General features: G+C 63.7%; 19 protein-coding genes. 6 read left to right on the top strand and 13 right to left on the bottom strand.

The window, feature by feature from the left end; all coding sequences use genetic code 11:
- Positions 1 to 2 precede the first annotated feature (2 nt).
- The 6 genes from rodA to AC07Y9_RS17820 are packed head-to-tail and all read right to left on the bottom strand — an operon-like array spanning position 3 to position 5,915.
- Positions 3 to 1,106, bottom strand: a complete 1,104-nt coding sequence (gene rodA, locus AC07Y9_RS17845) for a rod shape-determining protein RodA (RefSeq protein ID WP_051003959.1) — start codon at positions 1,104 to 1,106, stop codon at positions 3 to 5.
- Between the two features lie 31 nt (positions 1,107 to 1,137).
- Positions 1,138 to 3,033 (bottom strand): penicillin-binding protein 2, encoded by a 1,896-nt coding sequence (gene mrdA, locus AC07Y9_RS17840; protein ID WP_102679464.1) that lies wholly within the window; start codon positions 3,031 to 3,033, stop codon positions 1,138 to 1,140.
- Between the two features lie 12 nt (positions 3,034 to 3,045).
- A complete protein-coding gene (gene rlmH / locus AC07Y9_RS17835; RefSeq protein WP_102679463.1) occupies positions 3,046 to 3,513 on the bottom strand; it encodes a 23S rRNA (pseudouridine(1915)-N(3))-methyltransferase RlmH in 468 nt (155 codons plus the stop codon).
- A gap of 9 nt (positions 3,514 to 3,522) precedes the next feature.
- A complete protein-coding gene (gene rsfS, locus AC07Y9_RS17830) occupies positions 3,523 to 3,945 on the bottom strand; it encodes a ribosome silencing factor (RefSeq protein WP_007927111.1) in 423 nt (140 codons plus the stop codon).
- 60 nt (positions 3,946 to 4,005) lie between these two features.
- Positions 4,006 to 4,650, bottom strand: coding sequence for a nicotinate-nucleotide adenylyltransferase (nadD, locus tag AC07Y9_RS17825; protein WP_007927112.1), 645 nt, complete (start codon positions 4,648 to 4,650; stop codon positions 4,006 to 4,008).
- The gene (locus AC07Y9_RS17820; protein ID WP_102679462.1) at positions 4,650 to 5,915 is read right to left on the bottom strand and encodes a glutamate-5-semialdehyde dehydrogenase; all 1,266 of its coding nucleotides are present in this window, start codon (positions 5,913 to 5,915) and stop codon (positions 4,650 to 4,652) included. Before AC07Y9_RS17820 ends, nadD begins: the two co-directional genes overlap by 1 nt.
- Positions 5,916 to 6,091: 176 nt before the next feature.
- Between AC07Y9_RS17820 and AC07Y9_RS17815 the strand changes: the two genes are divergently transcribed.
- Both AC07Y9_RS17815 and AC07Y9_RS17810 read left to right on the top strand, forming a co-directional pair.
- Complete coding sequence (locus tag AC07Y9_RS17815; protein WP_007927114.1) at positions 6,092 to 6,778, top strand: DNA-3-methyladenine glycosylase; 687 nt, start codon at positions 6,092 to 6,094, stop codon at positions 6,776 to 6,778.
- 89 nt (positions 6,779 to 6,867) lie between these two features.
- Positions 6,868 to 8,184 (top strand): bifunctional DedA family/phosphatase PAP2 family protein, encoded by a 1,317-nt coding sequence (locus AC07Y9_RS17810; protein WP_102679461.1) that lies wholly within the window; start codon positions 6,868 to 6,870, stop codon positions 8,182 to 8,184.
- A gap of 23 nt (positions 8,185 to 8,207) precedes the next feature.
- On the opposite strand, the gene AC07Y9_RS17805 is transcribed toward AC07Y9_RS17810, so the two are convergent.
- The 3 genes from AC07Y9_RS17805 to AC07Y9_RS17795 are packed head-to-tail and all read right to left on the bottom strand — an operon-like array spanning position 8,208 to position 9,884.
- The gene (locus tag AC07Y9_RS17805; RefSeq protein ID WP_007927116.1) at positions 8,208 to 8,798 is read right to left on the bottom strand and encodes an LON peptidase substrate-binding domain-containing protein; all 591 of its coding nucleotides are present in this window, start codon (positions 8,796 to 8,798) and stop codon (positions 8,208 to 8,210) included.
- Between the two features lie 10 nt (positions 8,799 to 8,808).
- Positions 8,809 to 9,525 carry an LrgB family protein gene (locus AC07Y9_RS17800; RefSeq protein WP_007927117.1) on the bottom strand — a complete coding sequence of 239 codons (717 nt, stop codon included), beginning with the start codon at positions 9,523 to 9,525 and terminating at the stop codon, positions 8,809 to 8,811.
- On the bottom strand, positions 9,522 to 9,884 hold the full coding sequence (locus AC07Y9_RS17795) for a CidA/LrgA family protein (RefSeq protein ID WP_009045794.1): 363 nt from the start codon (positions 9,882 to 9,884) through the stop codon (positions 9,522 to 9,524). Before AC07Y9_RS17795 ends, AC07Y9_RS17800 begins: the two co-directional genes overlap by 4 nt.
- Positions 9,885 to 10,066: 182 nt before the next feature.
- Here AC07Y9_RS17795 and AC07Y9_RS17790 point away from each other — a divergent pair, with 182 nt between their 5' ends.
- From AC07Y9_RS17790 to AC07Y9_RS17780, 3 genes are all read left to right on the top strand, one after another.
- Positions 10,067 to 10,522, top strand: coding sequence for a MaoC family dehydratase (locus AC07Y9_RS17790; RefSeq protein WP_087091885.1), 456 nt, complete (start codon positions 10,067 to 10,069; stop codon positions 10,520 to 10,522).
- A gap of 103 nt (positions 10,523 to 10,625) precedes the next feature.
- The gene (locus AC07Y9_RS17785) at positions 10,626 to 12,344 is read left to right on the top strand and encodes a C13 family peptidase (protein WP_102679460.1); all 1,719 of its coding nucleotides are present in this window, start codon (positions 10,626 to 10,628) and stop codon (positions 12,342 to 12,344) included.
- A 28-nt stretch (positions 12,345 to 12,372) separates the two neighbouring features.
- Positions 12,373 to 13,014, top strand: coding sequence for an oxidoreductase (locus tag AC07Y9_RS17780; protein WP_007927124.1), 642 nt, complete (start codon positions 12,373 to 12,375; stop codon positions 13,012 to 13,014).
- Positions 13,015 to 13,168: 154 nt separating this feature from the next.
- On the opposite strand, the gene AC07Y9_RS17775 is transcribed toward AC07Y9_RS17780, so the two are convergent.
- The 4 genes from AC07Y9_RS17775 to AC07Y9_RS17760 form a co-directional block, all read right to left on the bottom strand.
- Entirely contained in the window at positions 13,169 to 13,456 is a 288-nt protein-coding gene (locus AC07Y9_RS17775) for a YceK/YidQ family lipoprotein (RefSeq protein WP_102679459.1), read from the bottom strand.
- Complete coding sequence (gene ubiX / locus AC07Y9_RS17770; protein WP_007927126.1) at positions 13,449 to 14,081, bottom strand: flavin prenyltransferase UbiX; 633 nt, start codon at positions 14,079 to 14,081, stop codon at positions 13,449 to 13,451. Before ubiX ends, AC07Y9_RS17775 begins: the two co-directional genes overlap by 8 nt.
- Complete coding sequence (mpl, locus tag AC07Y9_RS17765) at positions 14,078 to 15,427, bottom strand: UDP-N-acetylmuramate:L-alanyl-gamma-D-glutamyl-meso-diaminopimelate ligase (protein ID WP_092420621.1); 1,350 nt, start codon at positions 15,425 to 15,427, stop codon at positions 14,078 to 14,080. Before mpl ends, ubiX begins: the two co-directional genes overlap by 4 nt.
- 293 nt (positions 15,428 to 15,720) lie before the next feature.
- Positions 15,721 to 17,634: a sigma-54-dependent Fis family transcriptional regulator gene (locus tag AC07Y9_RS17760; protein WP_102679458.1), complete on the bottom strand. Its 1,914-nt coding sequence runs from the start codon at positions 17,632 to 17,634 to the stop codon at positions 15,721 to 15,723.
- A gap of 429 nt (positions 17,635 to 18,063) precedes the next feature.
- On the opposite strand from AC07Y9_RS17760, the gene exaC reads away from it, so the two are divergent.
- Positions 18,064 to 19,584, top strand: a complete 1,521-nt coding sequence (gene exaC / locus AC07Y9_RS17755) for an acetaldehyde dehydrogenase ExaC (protein ID WP_009045801.1) — start codon at positions 18,064 to 18,066, stop codon at positions 19,582 to 19,584.
- Positions 19,585 to 19,655: the final 71 nt, after the last annotated feature.

Here is a 19,655-nt window from a genome sequence, read left to right as displayed (position 1 = left end):
ATTCAAACCTGCGCGATCCACTTACGATGGGTATGGATCGACATCAAAACCCCAAACGCTGACAGCAGCGTCACCAGCGAAGTTCCTCCGTAGCTAATGAACGGCAACGGCACCCCCACGACCGGCAACAGGCCACTGACCATACCGATGTTGACGAAAACGTAAACAAAAAACGTCATGGTCAGGGCGCCGGCGAGCAATTTGCCGAACAGCGTCTGCGCCTGGGCGGTGATCACCAGCCCCCGACCGATCAGCAGCAGATAGATCAGCAGCAGGGCGCAAATGCCCACCAGGCCGAACTCTTCGCCCATGACCGCGATAATAAAGTCGGTGTGGCTCTCGGGCAAAAAGTCCAGGTGGGACTGAGTGCCCAACAACCAGCCCTTGCCGAAGACGCCGCCGGAGCCGATGGCCGCCTTGGACTGAATGATGTTCCAGCCAGTGCCCAATGGATCGCTTTCCGGGTCGAGGAAGGTCAGGATCCGTTGCTTCTGGTAGTCATGCATGATGAAGAACCACATGGCGATCGCCACCGGTACCGCGGCGGCCAGCACGCTGAGAATCCAGCGCCAGCGCAGCCCGCCCATGAACAGCACGAAGGCGCCACCGGCGAGAATCAGCAGCGAGGTCCCGAGGTCCGGCTGGCGAACGATCAGAATGAACGGAATACCGATCAGGACCAGGCTGATGCCCACATGCTTGAGCTGCGGCGGCAAGGTGCGCTTGGCCAGGTACCAGGCGATGGTCGCCGGCATGATGATCTTCATGAATTCCGAGGGCTGGAAGCGAATCACCCCGGGGATGTTGATCCAGCGGGTGGCGCCCATGGCGTTGTGGCCCATGACATCCACCACCACCAGCAGTATCACGCCGAACACATAGGCCAGCGGCACCCAGCGTGCCATGAATCGGGGCTCGAGCTGGGCAATGACGATCATCGACACCAGGCCGATGCCGAACGACGTCGCCTGCTTGCCCAGCAGGTCCCAGCTCTTGCCGCTGGCCGAATACAGGACGAACAGGCTGCCGGCCGCCAGGGTCAGCAGCAGGATCAGCAATGGGCCGTCGATGTGCATGCGCTGCAGCAACGTCGCCCGGCGACGCATCACATCCTCGCTGGACAGGATGCGATCGAAATTACTCTTCACGGGCCGTAGCCTCCGCACTGATAGGGCCGGCAAACTCAGGCTTGAGCAGGCCATCCGGACCGAGGAGCCAGGCGTCCATCACCTGGCGCACCACCGGGGCCGCCACGCCGGAACCGGACTCGCCGTTCTCGACCATGACCGAGACCACGATTTTCGGGTTTTCCGCCGGCGCGAAGCCAACGAACAGGGCGTGGTCGCGATGGCGCTCCTGGACCTTGGAGCGGTCGTACTTCTCGCCCTGCTTGATCGCGACCACCTGGGCCGTACCACTCTTGCCGGCGATCCGGTATTGCGAGCCGATGGCCGCCTTGCGCGCCGTACCGCGGGCGCCGTGCATCACCTGCTGCATGCCGTGATTGACCTTCGTCCAGTCCGACGGATCGCGCAGGATGATGTCCGGCATCGGGTTTTCGTCCACCGGCTTTTCGCCCTCGATGGTCTTGGCCAGGTGCGGACGGTTCCATTTGCCCTTGTTCGCCACCAGCGCCGTGGCCTGGGCCAGCTGCAACGGGGTGGACTGCATGTAACCCTGGCCGATCCCGAGAATCAGCGTCTCGCCCGGGAACCAGGCCTGGCGACGGGTGGCACGCTTCCATTCCCGCGACGGCATCAGGCCCGGCGACTCCTCGAACATGTCCAGCGAGACCTTCTGGCCGATCCCGAACTTGTTCATGTAGGCCGACAACCGATCGATCCCCAGCTTGTGGGCCAGGTCATAGAAGTAGGTGTCGTTGGACCGCATGATCGCGGTGTCGAGGTCGACATAACCGTCACCGCTGCGGTTCCAGTTACGGTACTTGTGATCGTAGTTGGGCAGTTGGTAGTAGCCCGGGTCATAGACCCGCGTGGAGGCCGTCACCACCCCGGAATCAAGACCGGCGATCGCCACCGCCGGCTTGATGGTCGAGCCCGGCGGATACAGGCCGCGCAGCACCCGGTTGAACAGTGGACGGTCAATGGAATCGCGCAGCTCGGCATAGGCCTTGAAACTGATGCCGGTGACGAACAGGTTCGGATCGAAGCTCGGCTGGCTGACCATGGCCAGCACTTCCCCGGTGCTCGGGTCCAGCGCGACCACCGCGCCACGTCGGCCGCCCAATGCCGCCTCCGCGGCTTCCTGCAACTTGATGTCCAGGCTCAGGACAATGTCCTTGCCGGGAATCGGGTCGGTACGCTTGAGCACCCGCAACACGCGGCCGCGAGCGTTGGTCTCGACCTCTTCGTAACCCACCTGGCCGTGCAGCTCGGGCTCGTAGAAGCGCTCGATACCGGTCTTGCCGATGTGGTGGGTGCCGCTGTAGTTCACCGGGTCCAGGGTCTTCAGCTCTTTCTCGTTGATCCGCCCCATGTAGCCCACCGAGTGCGCGAAGTGCGCGCCCTGGGGGTAATGACGGACCAACTGCGCCACCACTTCCACCCCAGGCAGGCGGAACTGGTTGACCGCGATCCGGGCGATCTGCTCTTCGTTGAGCTCGAACAGGATCGGCACCGGCTCGAACGGCCGACGCCCCTGCTTCATGCGCTTCTCGAACAGGACCCGGTCTTCCGGCGTCAGCTCCAGCACCTCGACAATGACATCGAGCACCTGGCGCCAGTCGCCGGAACGCTCGCGGGTCATGCTCAGGCTGAAGCTCGGCCGGTTGTCGGCCACCACCACGCCATTACGGTCGAAGATCAGGCCGCGGGTCGGCGGAATCGGCTGGACATGAACCCGGTTGTTTTCCGACAGGGTCGAGTGATAGTCGTACTGGATCACCTGCAGGTAATACAGCCGCGCGATCAGCACCCCGATCAGGCAGACCACGGCAATAGCCCCGAACACGACCCGGCCACGCACCAGACGGGCGTCTTTTTCGTGGTCCTTGATACGGATCGGCTGGGACATTAGGGGCGCGGGCTATTTGTGATAAGGGTGCCCGGACAGGACTGTCCAGGCGCGATACAGCTGTTCACCGATCAGGATCCGTACCAGCGGGTGTGGCAAGGTCAGCGGCGACAGCGACCAGCGCTGGTCCGCCCGCGCGCAGACTTCCGGCGCCAGCCCCTCGGGGCCGCCGACCATGAAATTCACGGTACGCGAGTCGAGGCGCCAGCGATCCAGCTCCACCGCCAGTTGCTCGGTGCTCCAGGACTTGCCGTGGACCTCGAGGGTGACGATCCGCTCGTTCGGGCCGACCTTGGCCAGCATGGCCTCGCCTTCCTGACGGATGAAACGAGCCACATCGGCGTTCTTGCCACGGGTATTGAGCGGTATTTCCACCAGTTCCAGCGCCAGCTCGGATGGCAGACGCTTGGCATACTCGTGCCAACCCTCTTCCACCCACTTGGGCATGCGTGAACCGACAGCGATCAGACGCAGGCGCACAGCCGTCCCTTATTGCTGGTCTTTGTTGAGCTTGGTGAAGTGCTCATGGGTGTGCTCCGGGCTGTGGTGCTTGCCATCGGCCGCACGGCTCTGCTCGGCGCCCTGCCACAGACGTTCCAGGTCGTAGAACTGGCGCGCGGAGGCGGTCATCATGTGCACGATCACGTCGTCCAGGTCCAGCAGTACCCAGTCGCTGTCGCCCTTGCCTTCTTCACCCAGCGGCTTGACGCCCTGGGCCTTGACCATCTCGCGGACCTTTTCCAGCATCGCGCCGATCTGGCGGTTGGAAGTACCGGTGGCGATGATCATGTAGTCGGTGATGCTCTGCTTTTCGCGAACATCGATCACCAGGACGTCCTGGGCCTTGACGTCTTCCAGCGCGGCGACTGCCACCTTGACCAGATCTTCGCCTTTCATTACTTGGTTAGTCATATAAAACTCGTTCAGCTCGTATGTGTGGCGCGTTGCACGGCATCAGCCGGCAGCGCGCCTTCAGTTCGGCCCACGGTAAAGACCGTGTGCATCGATATAGGCCAGGACCGCATCAGGCACCAGGAAACGTACCGACTTACCGCTGGCCAGCAGTTGACGGATCTGGGTGGCGGACACCGCGAGCGGTGTCTGCCAGACGAATGCAATGTGTCCTCCGGGCCCTTGCAGGGCCAGGGGATCGCTCACCGAGCGCGCCGCCAGCAGGTTGCGCAATGCATCCGGCGGCTCGCTGTCAGCATCCGGGCGTTGCAGCACCAGAATGTGGCAATGCTGGAGCAACTCTTCCCAGCGATGCCAGGTAGGCAGGCCGCAAAAAGCGTCCCAGCCCAGCAACAGGAACAACTGGTCATCCGCGGCCATCTCGGCCCGCATCTGTTCCAGGGTGTCTAGGGTGTAGGACGGCTTGTCCCGTTTCAGCTCACGGTCGTCCACCACCAGGGGTGAAACGCCCGCCACCGCACACTCGACCATCGCCAGACGGTCCAGCGCCGACACCTGCGGTGCATCGCGATGCGGCGGCCGCGCGCTGGGGGTCAGGCGCAGCTCATCAAGCCCCAGCGAATCGGCCACCTCCAGCGCACTGCGCAGGTGACCGATGTGCACGGGGTCGAAGGTACCGCCCAGCAGACCGATACGTTTGCTCATCAAGTGCGCACATGGCCGTCGCCGAAGACGACATATTTCTCGCTGGTCAACCCTTCCAGGCCGACCGGGCCACGGGCGTGCAGCTTGTCGGTGGAAATACCGATCTCCGCGCCCAGGCCATATTCGAAACCGTCGGCAAACCGGGTCGAGGCATTGACCATCACCGAGCTGGAATCCACCTCGTTGAGGAAACGCCGGGCGTCGGTGAAGTTCTCGGTGACGATGGCGTCGGTGTGGTGCGAACCGTAGGTGTTGATGTGCTCGATGGCCGCGTCCAGGCTGTCGACCACCAGGACCGACAGGATCGGCGCGGTGTACTCGGTACTCCAGTCTTCTTCGGTGGCTTCGATCACATCGTCGCCCAGCAAGGCACGGGTACGCGGGCAACCGCGCAGCTCGACTTGCTTGTCGCGATAGATCGCCGCCAGCGGCGGCAGTACGCGCTCGGCAATACCTTGGTGGACCAGCAGGGTCTCCATGGTGTTGCAGGGTGCGTAGCGCTGGGTCTTGGCGTTGTCGGCGATGCGAATCGCCTTGTCCAGATCGGCCGCCACGTCGATGAACACATGGCAGACGCCGTCCAGGTGCTTGATCACCGGCACCTTGGCGTCGCGGCTGACCCGTTCGATCAGGCTCTTGCCGCCACGCGGCACGATCACGTCGACGAATTCGGGCATGGTGATCAGCGCGCCAACGGCCGCGCGGTCGGTGGTTTCCACCACCTGTACCACTTGCGCCGGCAAACCGGCCACCGCCATCCCTTGCTGGATGCAGGTGGCGATGGCACGGTTGGAATTGATCGCCTCGGAGCCGCCACGCAGGATGGTGGCGTTGCCGGACTTCAGGCACAGGCTGGCCGCATCGATGGTCACGTTGGGGCGCGACTCGTAGATGATGCCGATCACGCCCAGGGGCACGCGCATCTTGCCGACCTGGATACCCGAAGGCAGGTAGCGCATATCGCGGATTTCACCGATGGGGTCAGGCAGCTTGGCCACCTGACGCAGGCCTTCGATCATTTCGTCGATACGCACCGGAGTCAGCGCCAGACGGTCGAGCAATGCCGGTTCCAGACCATTGGCCCGGCCGTTGGCCAGGTCCTGCTCATTGGCGGCGCTCAGCTCGGGGCGAGCAGCGTCCAATGCATCGGCAGCCGCCAGCAATGCGCGGTTTTTCTGCGCAGTGGTGGCACGGGCGATTACCCGCGAAGCTTCGCGGGCAGCGCGACCCAAACGGGTCATGTAGTCAAGAACGGACTCAGTCATGGTCTGCTGTGGTCTTGGCAAAGAGGAAAGCGGCTGATTATAGCTGTCGCGCCGGTCCACGGACAGCGGTCACGGGCGGATGGTCGAAATGGACGGCAAATACCTCTCGTTCAGCCTGAATTAAGCCTGGAATTGATATCATTCCGAACCAATTCCCGTCATCGCTCCTGGCTATCATGTCCATTCTGTCCACCCCGACGCTGCCCAAGGCCCTGCCCGACCGCTTTTTCGATCGTGATGCCCAGGTTCTGGCCCGTGAACTGCTCGGCAAAATAATCCGCCATCGGGTCGGCGATCTATGGTTGTCGGCGCGCATTATCGAAACAGAAGCCTATTACTGCGAGGAAAAAGGCAGCCATGCCTCCCTCGGCTACACAGAAAAGCGTAAGGCTTTGTTTCTGGACGGCGGCCACATCTATATGTACTACGCCCGTGGCGGCGATTCGCTGAACTTCAGCGCCCAGGGCCCGGGCAACGCGGTGCTGATCAAGTCGGCCTACCCCTGGGTCGACGAAGTCTCCGGCCCCGCCAGCCTGGCGCAGATGCTGCTGAACAATCCCGATGCCAGCGGCCGGCCGCGCCCCTCACAAAAGCTCTGCGCCGGCCAGACCCTGCTGTGCAAGGCCCTGGGCCTGAAAGTCCCGGTATGGGATGCCAAGCGCTTCGACCATGAAGTGCTGTTCGTCGAAGATGTCGGCACGCCCGTCGCCAGCATCATCCAGACCACTCGCCTGGGCATTCCCCACGGCCGCGACGAACACTTGATGTACCGCTTTGTCGATGCCGCCTACGCCCCCTACTGCACCCGGAACCCGCTACGTCGCGGGCAGGTCGAAGGTCGCGATTATTTGCTGCTCGATTGATCCCTTTCGCAGGAGCCGGCGTGCCCGCGGACGACCTGATCGCGAGCAAGCCCGTTTCTGAACCACCGAATAACCGGAGTTGAAAACCTATGGGCCAATGGCTCGATGGAATAACCGGCTGGCTGACGATGAACCCCCAATGGCTGGCGGCAGCCGTGTTCATCGTCGCCTGCGTCGAATGCCTGGCGATTGCCGGCCTGATCGTACCCGGCACCGTGCTGCTGTTCGCCATTGCCGTGATGGCCGGCAGCGGCGCACTGTCCCTGGGTGAAACCCTGGCGCTGGGGTTCTTTGGCGGCTTGCTTGGGGACGTGGTGTCTTATCTGCTGGGCCGGCGTTTTCACCAGAATATCCGTCGCCTGCCGGGCCTGCGCCATCACCCGGAATGGATCAACGGCGCCGAAGCCTATTTCCAGCGGTATGGCATCGCCAGCCTGTTGGTCGGGCGCTTTATCGGCCCCTTGCGGCCCATGCTGCCGATGGTCGCCGGCATGTTCGACATGTCGTTCCCGCGCTTTTTCGCCGTCAGCCTGCTGGCCGCGGCCGGCTGGACCGTGGCCTACCTGCTGCCGGGCTGGGCCACGGGCGCGGCGATCCGCCTGCCCTTGCCTGAAGGTTTCTGGCCGCAGGCGGGAATAGTCGCCGCCAGCATCGCCGTGCTGCTGGGCCTGAGCATCAACAGCACCGTGCGCCGCCATCGCAAGGCCAGCCCGCTGGTGGCCAGCCTCAGCCTGGCGATCCTGGCGGGGCTGTTCATCGGTTACCCCTACTTGAACCATTTCGACCAGGGCCTGATGGCACTGGTCCAGGAGCACCGCAGCCCAGCGATGGACGAGGTGATGGTGGTGCTCACCCAGTTCGGCGAATTCCGCACCATGCTGTTCGCCAGCGCCCTGGTCACCCTGCTGTTGCTGATTGCCCGGCAATGGCGGCAGGCGATTTTCGCGGGCACCACACTGCTGGCCACCGCATTGGCCAACACCGGCACCAAGCTGTTCTTCGCCCGGGTACGCCCGGAAGTCCTGACCGACCCACTGACCAGCTACAGCATGCCCAGCGGCCACAGCTCCGGTTCGTTCGCCCTGTTCCTGACCCTGGCGGTGCTCGCTGGCCGCGGCCAGCCGCCGCGCATGCGCCTGACCTGGCTGCTGCTGGGTTGCCTGCCGGCGGCGGCGATTGCCGTGTCACGGATTTACCTGGGCGCGCATTGGCCCTCCGACATCCTTGCCGGCGCCATGCTTGCCGCCTGCGTGTGCGCCGCCAGCCTGTGGGTCGCCCAGCGCCAGACCCCGCTGGAGCCCATGCCGGCCAAGATCTGGTGGCTGGTCTTGCCGGCGCTGATGGCGCTGTTCGGCTTCGAAGCCGTCAGGCATCTGCCCCACGCCATGTTGCGTTATGCCTACTAGATAGAGCGGCTACAGGATCAGGATCAGGCGAACAGTTCGCCCTGCAACTCGTCCAGCAACGCCTGGATCGCATCCAGGCGTTGCTGCGGATCGTCCAGTTGCAGCAGGTCGATCTTGTCCAGCTCGGAGAACGGCAACAGGTAGGCCAGCTGGTTGGCCAGCGACTGCTGGCCGGTGGCTTCGGTGCCCATGTTCAGGGCTTCAACCATCGGGTGTTCGGCCAGCGCCTTGAGCAAGGCGATCAGGTCCCCGTCTTCATCCTGCAGCGGCCGCTCCGGCGCCTCGTCCAGCCACTCGACTTCAGCCACCCGCAACTGATCGCGCTGCACTTCGCTGCTCAGCACCCGAAAACGCCGCCCGCCCTTGACCCGAATCCCCAACAGGCCGTTGTCCTGCTGATGGAAGTCGGTGATCAGCGCTTCACAGCCCACCCGCGCAAAACCTTCCGGGGCGATGCCCACCTCTTCGCCTTCGAGGATGCACACCACGCCGAAGCCGCTGCCCTGTTTCATGCAGCGACCGATCATGTCCAGGTAGCGCGCCTCGAAAATCTGCAAGTCGAGAATGCAGTCGGGGAACAGCACCGTGTTCAGCGGGAAAAGCGCCAGGCTCATACAGGTTTCCTTAAACCACCAACGACACCGCCAACGGCAGGAAGACCGCCGTGGCCACACCCATCAGACTCATCGCCAGCGCCGCGAAAGCACCGCACTCGTCACTTTCCTGCAAGGCCACCGAAGTGCCCACCGCGTGAGCCGTCATGCCCAGCGCCATGCCCCGGGCTTCCGGGCTATGCACCTGCAGGCGGTTGAGGATGGCCGGACCGAAAATCGCCCCGATCACCCCGGTGATCAATACGAATACCGCGGCCAGCGCTGCGACACCGCCAATCTGTTCGGCCACCAGCATGGCGATCGGCGAGGTCACCGATTTCGGCGCCATGGTCATCAGGATCATGTTCTCGGCACCGAACCACCATCCCAGCAGTACGCCCAGGCCGGTGGCGACCACCCCTCCAATCACCAGCGTAGTAAATATCGGCCAGAACAACTGTCGAATCCGCCGCAGGTTGAGGTACAGCGGTACGGCCAGCGCCACCGTGGCCGGCCCCAGGAGAATGCTCAGGATCTCCGTGCTCTTGCGGTACTCGGCGTAGCTCAAGCCACAGCTCAGCAGCACGCCGATCACCAGCAACATGGAGACCAGCACCGGTTGCAGAAAGATCCAGCGGGTTTTCTCGAAGGCCGCGAGCACCAGTTGATAGGCGCCCAGGGTAATGCCGATGCCGAACAATGGATGGTGGATCACCGACGCCCAGGCGCCCTGCCAATCGAACATCATTGGCCGCCCTCCCGATGTCCGTGGCGCTTGACCAGCCGCTGCATCAGCACGCCGACGAAGGCCATGGAGATCACCAGCGACAACACCAGCGCGCCGACTATCGCCCAGAAGTCCGCGGCGATATCCGCCGCGTACACCATCACGCCCACCGCGGGCGGCACCAGCAACAGCGGCAGGTAACGCAGGAGGCTGGAGGCGGCCAGGTTCAGCGGCTCGCCCACCTCGCCGCGCGCCACCAGGAAGATCAGCAGCAACAGCAGGCCGACAATCGGCCCCGGCAGGATCGGCAGGAACAGATGATTGATCGCCGTGCCGAGCAATTGAAACAGCACCAGCCATGTCAGACCGCGTAACAACATCTCTCATCTCCCCCGAAAAAACGCCGGGCATTATAAGCACGCGAACGCTATGGGCCGGCATTCGCCAAAAGCATGGAAGGTTGACCGGAGCAAACCCCCATGATGATCTACAGTGGGTGGTCAGGGGGTACGGCCCCCGTCCGCTTAGAACGATAAAACCGATAAACCCAAGGAGAGTCTCAATGCCGTATGTTCCTGTTGCAGAGCTCAAAGATTATGTCGGAAAGGAACTAGGACGTTCCGAATGGCTCACCATCGATCAGCAGCGTATCAACCTGTTCGCCGAAGCCACGGGTGACTTCCAGTTCATCCACGTCGACCCGGTGAAAGCCGCCCAGACGCCGTTCGGCAGCACCATCGCCCACGGTTTCCTGTCGCTGTCGCTGATCCCGAAACTGATGGAAGACATCCTGATCCTGCCCGAGGGTCTGAAGATGGTGGTCAACTACGGCCTGGACAGCGTGCGCTTCATCCAGCCGGTCAAGGTCGATTCCAGGGTCCGCCTCAAGGTCGACCTGGTGGACGTCACCGAGAAGAAACCCGGCCAATGGCTGCTCAAGGCCACCGCCACACTGGAAATCGAAGGCCAGGAAAAACCAGCCTACATCGCCGAGCCCTTGTCCCTCTGCTTTGTCTGAAACCTTCCTGATGCGAAACAGCTCACGCTGTTTCGCGCAGCCTCTCTATATATAAGCCTCGTTGCTGCGGCATACTCGGTCCCCTAATTATCCGGATCCCGCTATGCGCCCACTTGTACCCCTGGCTCTGACCCTGTTGCTCACCGCATGTGGAGACGGCGAATCGCTGCTGCCTCCCGATGCCCGTCTGCCGGACGGTGGCCGCTACCGCGGTGATGTGGTCAACGGGTTGCTGCAAGGCCAGGGGCGCATCGACTACCCCAACGGCAGCTGGTATGCCGGCCAGTTCGACGCCGGCCAGTGGCACGGCCAGGGCGAATGGCACGGCAGCGACGGCGAGGTCTACCGCGGTCAATTCCAGCAGGGCCTGTTCCACGGCCAGGGCAGCCTGACCACCAAGGACAGCAGCTACACCGGCGGTTTCAAACTGGGCCGGCGCGACGGTGAAGGCACCCTCAAGGAACGCGGCATGACCTACCGCGGCGAATTCAAGTCCGACCTGTATTCCGGGCTCGGCCGTCTCGAACTGGAAGACGGCAGCCAGTACCAGGGCCAGTTCTCCCGCGGCAAACCCAACGGCGAAGGCCAGCGCAGCGATGCCAGCGGCAACCAGTTCAGCGGCCACTTCGTCGATGGCCAGCTGGAAGGCAACGGCACCTTCAGCAGCGCCGAGGGCGATCTTTACATCGGCGGCTTCAAACAGAACCAGCTCAGCGGCAAGGGCCGCTACGAAAACGCCGACGGCGATGTCTGGATCGGCCAGTTCAAGGAAGGTGCCCTCAGTGGCAAGGGAGAGCTGATCGGCGTCGACGGCAGCCACTACATCGGCCGTTTCAGCGACTGGCGCTTCAGCGGCCAGGGCCGCCTGAACCTCAGCGACGGCAGCTTCTATATCGGCGGCTTCGAAGGCGACAACTACCAGGGCCACGGCGTGCTGGTGCTGCGCGATGGCACCGTGCAAAGCGGCGACTGGATCAATGGCCTGCGGGTTCGCGATGCCGACGGCCGACTGTTGCCCGACCCACTGGAGACCGGCCTGCTGGCCCAGGGCCGCCTGCTCGACGACGCCCTCAGCGCAGTGCCGGCGTCGACCCCCGCCATCGAGCTCTACAGCCTGACGCTGGCCGGCGATGGCAAGCAAAGCGTGTTTCTGCGCGAGGCCGACTATGTCAGCAACATGCTCGCCACCCGCTTCGGCGCTTACGGGCAGATCCGCCTGGTCAACCATCGCGACCGCCTCGACAGCCGGCCCATGGCCACCCGGGAAAACCTGCGGCGCGCGGTACAGGTCCTGGCCGAACGCAGCGGCCCGGAAGACCTGCTGTTTATCTACCTGACCAGCCACGGCACCAGCGAACACGAACTGGTGCTCGACCAGCCACGCCTGGAGCTGGCCGACCTGCCGGCCGACGAGTTGGCCGCGGTACTGGCGCCACTGAAGAACCGCGACAAGATCATCGTGATCTCGGCCTGTTATTCCGGCGGGTTCATTCCCGCGCTCAAGGATGAGCGGACCCTGATCATGACCGCTTCGCAGGCCGACCGCGTATCGTTCGGCTGCTCGGAAGAAGCCGACTTCACCTACTTCGGCGACGCCCTGTTCGCCCAGGCGCTGAACCAGACCGACGACCTGGAACAGGCCTTCAAGCTGGCCCGGGCGACCGTGGCCGAACGTGAACTGGCGGACAACTTCGAAGCCTCCGAACCGCAGATCTGGGCGCCCAAGGGGGTCTTGGCGCACTGGCAGCATCTGCGCAAGCAACAAGCACGAAAGGCGCTGCAAAGCGCCGCCAACGACAGCAAGGAAGCAAAGAGCAACTAAGCTGAAACAGTATCAAGGGGGAAACATTATGTACTTGACGCCTCAGCATATCTTGCTCGCCGGCGCGACCGGCCTGACTGGCGAGCACTTGCTCGACCGCCTGCTCAACGAACCCACGGTAACCCGCGTACTGGCGCCCAGCCGGCGCCCCTTGAGCGAACATCCGCGCCTGGAAAACCCGGTCGGCGAGCCGGCGGTACTCCTGCCGCAGCTCAGCGGCAGGGTGGACCTGGCGTTCTGCTGCCTGGGCACCACTATCAAGAAAGCCGGCTCCGAACAGGCGTTCCGCGCCGTCGACCTGGACCTGGTGGTGGCCTTCGGCAAACGCGCGCGGGAGATGGGTGCGCGGCACCTGGTGGTGATCAGCGCCCTGGGCGCGGACGCGAAATCCTCGATTTTCTACAACCGGGTCAAAGGCGAAATGGAACAGGCGCTGAAGGCCCAGGACTGGCCGCAACTGACTATTTGCCGGCCGTCGCTGCTGCTTGGCGAACGCATCGAACCACGTCTCGCCGAACAGCTGGCCGGCCCGCTGTCCAAGCTGATTCCCGGCAAATACCACGGCATCGAAGCCTGCCATCTGGCCCGGGCCATGTGGCGCCTGGCGCTGGAAGAGCAGGATGGCGTGCGGATCGTCGAGTCCGACGAATTGCGCAAGCTGGGCAAATAAACGCCATGGATCGCGCCTGTAGCCGCTGCCGCAGGCTGCGATCGACTGCGCAGCAGGCGCAATCCTGACGACGCGATTTGCCGCACCACCGCGCCGCCCGCCTCTACGGCCGCTACGCGACTGATCGCAGCCTTCGGCAGCGGCTACAAGGTCGTTACAACCCGCCTGTAGCCTGGAAACCAACCCCCAATACCGTCAGCACCGACAGCGGCAACAGCAGCGTGTCGAGCAAGGCGCTGGCCGGCAGATCGCCCCCCGGATAGCTCGGTGCTTCGGCACCGAAGCGATCCATCGGGCAACAACCGCCCTGCATCACATACAGATCCAGGCGCGTCCCGGAATACACCACCGGCGCGCCCGGCTTGGCCGCGTTCAGCGTGCGTGCCGTGGCGCAGCCGCCCAGTTGCAGGGCGACCAGCAGGATCAGCAGCGACTTACTCATCGCTGCTCAGATGATGCTCGCCCCACCGCGGCAGCATGTCTTGCGGGATATTCAACAGGTTGAGAATCCGCGCCACGACAAAATCCACCAGGTCGTCGATGGTCTGCGGCTGGTGATAGAAACCCGGAGAGGCCGGCAGAATGGTCACGCCCATGTTCGACAGCTTCAGCATATTCTCCAGGTGGATGCTCGAGTAAGGCGCCTCGCGTGGTACCAGGATCAACTGGCGGCGTTCCTTCAGGGTGACATCCGCCGCCCGCTCGATCAGGTTGTTGCAGGCGCCCGTGGCGATGGCCGACAAGGTACCGGTGGAGCAAGGCACCACCACCATCGCCGCCGGCGAACCGGAGCCCGAGGCCACCGGCGACATCCAGTCTTCCTTGCCATACACGCGGATCTGCCCGGCTGCCGCACCGGTGTACTCGGTGAGGAAGGCCTGCATGGTCTGCGGCTTGGATGGCAGGGTCACGTCGGTCTCGGTCGCCATCACCAACTGCGCGGCCTTGGAGATCAGGAAGTGCACTTCACGATCTTCGCGCACCAGGCAATCGAGCAGGCGCAGGCCGTACTGGGCGCCCGAGGCGCCGGTCATCGCCAGGGTGATGCGTTCCGGGCCGTTGTTCATCGCAGTGCCTCGGCCAGCTTGCCGTGCAGGCCGCCGAAGCCGCCGTTGCTCATGATCACCACGTGGGTGCCCGGCTTGGCCTGGCTTTTCACCCGCTCGATGATGCCTTCCAGGGAGTCGCTGACAATCGACGGCACGCTGCACAGCGCGGCGGTGGCGCCCAGGTCCCAGCCGAGGTTGGCCGGCGCGTACCAGACCACCTGATCGGCCTGGTTGACGCTTTCCGGCAGCCCGTCACGGTGGGCGCCGAGCTTCATGGAGTTGGAGCGCGGCTCGATGATCGCGATCAATGGCGCATCGCCGATGCGCTTGCGCAGGCCATCCAGGGTGGTGGCGATGGCGGTCGGGTGGTGAGCGAAGTCGTCGTAGATGGTGATGCCATGGACTTCAGCCACCTTCTCCATCCGCCGCTTGACGCTCTTGAACGCGCTCAGCGCAGCGATGCCCATGGACGGCACCACGCCGACATGGCGCGCCGCGGCCAGGGTGGCCAGGGCGTTGGCGACGTTGTGTTGGCCGGTCAGGTCCCACTCGACCACGCCTTGGGCCTCGCCTTCGAACATCACTTCGAACTTCGAGCCGTCTTCGCTGAGCAGCTTGACCTGCCATTGGCCGCCCGCGCCGGTGGTTTGCACCGGGGTCCAGCAGCCCATGTCGATCACCCGTTGCAGGGCCGGCTCGGTAGTCGGGTGGATGACCAGGCCTTCGCTCGGGATAGTCCGCACCAAGTGGTGGAACTGCCGCTCGATCGCCGGCAGATCGGGAAAGATGTCCGCGTGATCGAACTCGAGATTGTTCAGGATCGCCGTGCGCGGACGGTAGTGCACGAACTTCGAGCGCTTGTCGAAGAAGGCGCTGTCGTATTCATCGGCTTCGATTACGAAGAACGGCGTGTCGCCCAGGCGGGCCGACACCGAGAAGTTCTGCGGCACGCCACCGATCAGGAAGCCCGGACTCATGCCCGCATGCTCCAGCACCCAGGCCAGCATGCTGCTGGTGGTGGTCTTGCCGTGCGTGCCGGCCACCGCCAGCACCCAACGGCCTTGCAGCACATGGTCGGCCAGCCATTGCGGGCCGGAAACATAGGGCAGGCCCTTGTTCAGCACATATTCCACCGCCGGGTTGCCGCGGGACATGGCATTGCCGATCACCACCAGGTCCGGCGCCGGGTCAAGCTGGGCCGGGTCGTAGCCCTGGGTCAACTCGATGCCCTGGGCTTCGAGCTGGGTGCTCATCGGCGGGTAGACGTTGGCATCGGAGCCGGTGACATGATGGCCCAGTTCTTTGGCCAGAACCGCCATCGAGCCCATGAAGGTGCCGCAAATACCGAGAATATGAATGTGCATAGAAGGCCTCGTAAAACATCGAGGCAGGTTAGCGTAGAGGGCTGCAAATCGCACTCTTTAGCTGATGGGGGAACACGCGGTTGTCGCTGCCGGAGGCTGTGACGAGTTCTGTGGGGCTTTTGCCGGGGAATCGCTCGAACGCGGCTGGAGCCTTGGACTGCGGTTACCGATGTATCGGCGGCTGCGCCGCCTATCGCGAGCAAGCTTCGCTCCTACAGAGGAATGCGCATTTTCTGTAGGAGCAGCCGGTCGACGCTCGATTGCTCGCGATGAACGATAACCCGGTGCCGCGCCTAGCGAGCGATCCCATGCTTGCGCAGCTTTCTATAGAGGGTGTTACGGCTCACCCCCAGCTGCTCGGCGGTGTGGGTCATATGCCAGCGCTGTTGTTCCAGGGCATTGAGCAAGGCCAGGCGTTCGGCATCGTCCAGCGGGTATCCGCCCGCTTCATCGGCAGCCGCCGGCATTGGCGCCGGGCGGCCTTGGCGAATCATCGCCGGCACATCCTCCAGGCCGATGCGTCCGTCGTCGCAGAGCGCCGCCAGGGTGCGCAATACGTTGCGCAGTTGCCGCACGTTGCCTGGCCAGTGGAAGTCCAGCAGGGCCTGGCGCGCCGGGCCGTCGAGCGAGACCTGCTGATCGCCGGCTTCCTGCGCCAGGAGAAAATCCAGCAACTGGGATTTGTCGCTGCGCTCGCGCAGCGCCGGCAAGCTGATTTCCAGGCCATTGAGCCGGTAATACAAATCCTCGCGGAAACTGCCGTCCCGTACCCGCTCCAGCAGGTCCCGGTGAGTGGCGCTGATGATGCGCACGTTGACCGCCTGCGGCTCGCCGCCGATAGGCACCACCATGCGGTCCTCCAGCACCCGCAACAGGCGGGTCTGCAAGGCCAGCGGCATATCGCCGATTTCATCGAGGAACAACGTGCCGCCATCGGCCTGCTGCAACTTGCCGCGCATGCCTTCCTTGCGCGCCCCGGTGAAGGTGCCGCCGCGATAACCGAACAGCTCGCTTTCGATCAGGCTTTCGGGAATTGCTGCGCAGTTCAAGGCAACGAAGGCTTTCTCCGCCCGCTGGCTGGCATGGTGCACCGCCTTGGCGAACGCCTCCTTGCCGGAGCCGGTTTCGCCGTTGATCAGCAACGGCACATCGCGCTCGAACACCCGCAAGGATTTGCGGAAGTCGTCTTGCAGGGCCGCATCGCCCAGGCAGATCTCGGGCAGACGCGGACGCTCCAGCACCGTCCTCGGCGGCAGCGGTTTCGGTACGCTGCGCGGCTGGCCACGCAACACCGCGAACAGGTGCCGCCCATCACGGGTGCGCAGCGGCCAGCTGGCGCTGGCATTGACACTGGCGCGACCCAGCAACTCGTCCAGCGAGCAGTCGAAAAAGGCTTCCACCGGTTTGCCCAGCAAGCCGCCGCGAATATGCCCCAGCAGGTTCAAGGCGCTCTGGTTCACCGCGCTGATCCGCCCTTCTCCGTCGAATGCCAGCAAGCCTTCGCTGAACAAGCCGACGGACTCGGCTTGCAGGTGAAAACGCAACAACCATTGATTGTCGAAATAGCGCAGGAAATAGCAGCTCTCGATCATCTTCGCCGAGAGATTGACCAAGGCCATGGTGTGGAACTGGCTCTGGCGCGACACATCCGGGCGCGCCGAGGAAACGTCGAGCACCGCCAGCAGTTCACCGTGAGGGTCGAACACCGGGCTGGCCGAGCAAGTCAGGCCGGTATGACGACCGCGGAAATGTTCGTCCTGGTGGATGGTCAGGGACTGGCGCTCCACCAGGCAGGTGCCGATGCCGTTGGTGCCCTCGCAGGCCTCGCTCCAGTCGGCGCCGAGCCAGAGCCCGGCGCGTTCGAAAATCTTGCGCTCGGCGGGCGCGGTGACGCAGTTGAGGATCACTCCCCGGGCGTCAGTCAACAGCACCGCATGGCCGGCGCCGGACAGCTGCTGGTGCAGGCTGGTCATCTCGTTGCCGGCGATCTGCAGCACCTGCTGCAGGCGTTCGCGGCTTTCCAGCAGGCGGCCGTGCTCGAGCACGGTGGGCGCCATGCTCAGGGCCGGGTCGAGGTGATAGTCCTCCAGGCAACGCAGCCAGGAGCGGGCGATGGAAGGATCGCTGCCGGGCCCCTGCAGATGGGCCTTGCCTTGGGTCACGGTCAGCACTTGCTGGGCGTGCCGGGTGAGGTGATTGCTGTGCATTTCTTATTGTTCTCCTGCTGCGCTGACTGCTCAGAAGGCACCCACCTGTAGCCGCTGCCGCAGGCTGCGCCAAGCCCCGCAGGGGCTTCCGCGATCTGAAGAGCAGCGCCCGCTTCGCGGTCGTTCGCAGCCTGCGGCAGCGGCTACAGAAGAGTTCTTCAGATCCTCGCGGCCCACCAGCATCCTCCAGCCATGGATGCATTGCAATGCTGCTTCGACCAATGAGTCACGGGCTGTGCCATAAAGGGTACAAAGTGTCACCCAGCCTGTGCCACAACTGCCACATACGCCCGGCACGCAGCCGCTGAAACATTCGCAAACCCTTGATTTTCCTGGCCTGCAACGCAGTGGCCCGGGCTTTGCTCTACGCTTTTACAAGCGCAACAGCGCGTCCTCCCCTATAAGCACAAAAGCCAGGAGATACCCACCATGCGTTATGCACACCCCGGTACTGAAGGCGCTATCGTTTCGTTCAAGAGCAAATACGGTAACTACATCGGCGGCGAATTCGTCGCGCCTGTCAAAGGTCAGTACTTCACCAATACCTCGCCAGTAAACGGCCAACCGATCGCCGAGTTCCCGCGCTCCACCGCCGAAGACATCGAGAAAGCCCTGGACGCCGCCCATGCCGCCGCCGATGCCTGGGGTGCCACCTCGGCACAGGCCCGCTCGCTGATCCTGCTGAAAATCGCCGACCGTATCGAACAGAACCTCGAACTGCTGGCCATCACCGAAACCTGGGACAACGGCAAGGCCGTGCGGGAAACCCTCAACGCCGACATCCCCCTGGCCGCCGACCACTTCCGCTACTTCGCTGGCTGCCTGCGGGCCCAGGAAGGCAGCGCCGCGGAAATCGACGGCAACACCGTGGCCTATCACATTCACGAACCACTGGGCGTGGTCGGGCAGATCATCCCGTGGAACTTCCCGCTGTTGATGGCCGCCTGGAAGCTCGCCCCGGCCCTGGCCGCCGGTAACTGTGTGGTACTCAAGCCGGCCGAGCAGACCCCGCTGGGCATCTGCGTGCTGATGGAGCTGATCGGCGACCTGCTGCCGCCGGGCGTGCTCAACGTGGTGCAAGGCTTCGGCAAAGAAGCCGGCGAAGCCCTGGCCACCAGCAAGCGCATCGCCAAGATCGCCTTCACCGGTTCGACGCCGGTGGGCTCGCACATCATGAAATGCGCCGCCGAGAACATCATCCCGTCCACCGTGGAACTGGGCGGCAAGTCGCCGAACATCTTCTTCGCCGACATCATGCAGGCCGAACCGAGCTTCATCGAAAAGGCCGCCGAAGGCCTGGTGCTGGCGTTCTTCAACCAGGGCGAAGTCTGCACCTGCCCGTCGCGCGCCCTGGTGGAAGAGTCGATCTACGACGAGTTCATGCAAGTGGTGATGAAAAAGGTCGAGCAGATCAAGCGCGGCGACCCGCTGGACACCGACACCATGGTCGGCGCCCAGGCGTCCGAGCAGCAGTTCGACAAGATCCTCTCGTACCTGGAAATCGCCAAGGGCGAAGGCGCGCAGCTGCTGACCGGCGGCAAGGTGGAGAAACTCGAGGGCAACCTGGCCAGCGGTTATTACATCCAGCCGACCCTGCTCAAGGGCCACAACAAGATGCGTGTGTTCCAGGAAGAAATCTTCGGCCCGGTGGTGAGCATCACCACCTTCAAGGACGAAGCCGAAGCCCTGGCGATTGCCAACGACACCGAGTTCGGCCTTGGCGCCGGCCTCTGGACCCGCGACATCAACCGCGCCTACCGCATGGGCCGGGCGATCAAGGCCGGTCGTGTGTGGACCAACTGCTACCACCTGTACCCCGCCCACGCGGCGTTCGGCGGTTACAAGAAGTCCGGCGTCGGCCGTGAAACCCACAAGATGATGCTCGACCACTACCAGCAGACCAAAAACCTGCTGGTGAGCTACGACATCAATCCGCTGGGCTTCTTCTAAAACCCCGTGGCGACACCGGGGCTTCGGTGTCGCCTGTTCAACCGCCTTTGCAGGTAAGCCTGCAAAGGCGT

The sequence above is a fragment of the Pseudomonas sp. GW456-L12 genome (assembly GCF_059424045.1).
Note: the sequence above shows the minus strand (reverse complement) of the source record. Positions and strands in the feature narration are given on the sequence as shown.

Coding starts and splice junctions, on each gene's coding strand:
- AC07Y9_RS17805 (WP_007927116.1), bottom strand. CDS start 8,798: ATGAGCCTGGCGCTTTTCCCGCTGAACACGGTGCTGTTCCCCGACTGC.
- AC07Y9_RS17785 (WP_102679460.1), top strand. CDS start 10,626: ATGCGCCCACTTGTACCCCTGGCTCTGACCCTGTTGCTCACCGCATGT.
- AC07Y9_RS17795 (WP_009045794.1), bottom strand. CDS start 9,884: ATGTTGTTACGCGGTCTGACATGGCTGGTGCTGTTTCAATTGCTCGGC.
- AC07Y9_RS17800 (WP_007927117.1), bottom strand. CDS start 9,525: ATGATGTTCGATTGGCAGGGCGCCTGGGCGTCGGTGATCCACCATCCA.
- AC07Y9_RS17760 (WP_102679458.1), bottom strand. CDS start 17,634: ATGCACAGCAATCACCTCACCCGGCACGCCCAGCAAGTGCTGACCGTG.
- AC07Y9_RS17815 (WP_007927114.1), top strand. CDS start 6,092: ATGTCCATTCTGTCCACCCCGACGCTGCCCAAGGCCCTGCCCGACCGC.
- AC07Y9_RS17790 (WP_087091885.1), top strand. CDS start 10,067: ATGCCGTATGTTCCTGTTGCAGAGCTCAAAGATTATGTCGGAAAGGAA.
- AC07Y9_RS17780 (WP_007927124.1), top strand. CDS start 12,373: ATGTACTTGACGCCTCAGCATATCTTGCTCGCCGGCGCGACCGGCCTG.
- mrdA (WP_102679464.1), bottom strand. CDS start 3,033: ATGTCCCAGCCGATCCGTATCAAGGACCACGAAAAAGACGCCCGTCTG.
- ubiX (WP_007927126.1), bottom strand. CDS start 14,081: ATGAACAACGGCCCGGAACGCATCACCCTGGCGATGACCGGCGCCTCG.
- rodA (WP_051003959.1), bottom strand. CDS start 1,106: ATGCGTCGCCGGGCGACGTTGCTGCAGCGCATGCACATCGACGGCCCA.
- nadD (WP_007927112.1), bottom strand. CDS start 4,650: ATGAGCAAACGTATCGGTCTGCTGGGCGGTACCTTCGACCCCGTGCAC.
- AC07Y9_RS17820 (WP_102679462.1), bottom strand. CDS start 5,915: ATGACTGAGTCCGTTCTTGACTACATGACCCGTTTGGGTCGCGCTGCC.
- AC07Y9_RS17775 (WP_102679459.1), bottom strand. CDS start 13,456: ATGAGTAAGTCGCTGCTGATCCTGCTGGTCGCCCTGCAACTGGGCGGC.
- rsfS (WP_007927111.1), bottom strand. CDS start 3,945: ATGACTAACCAAGTAATGAAAGGCGAAGATCTGGTCAAGGTGGCAGTC.
- mpl (WP_092420621.1), bottom strand. CDS start 15,427: ATGCACATTCATATTCTCGGTATTTGCGGCACCTTCATGGGCTCGATG.
- exaC (WP_009045801.1), top strand. CDS start 18,064: ATGCGTTATGCACACCCCGGTACTGAAGGCGCTATCGTTTCGTTCAAG.
- AC07Y9_RS17810 (WP_102679461.1), top strand. CDS start 6,868: ATGGGCCAATGGCTCGATGGAATAACCGGCTGGCTGACGATGAACCCC.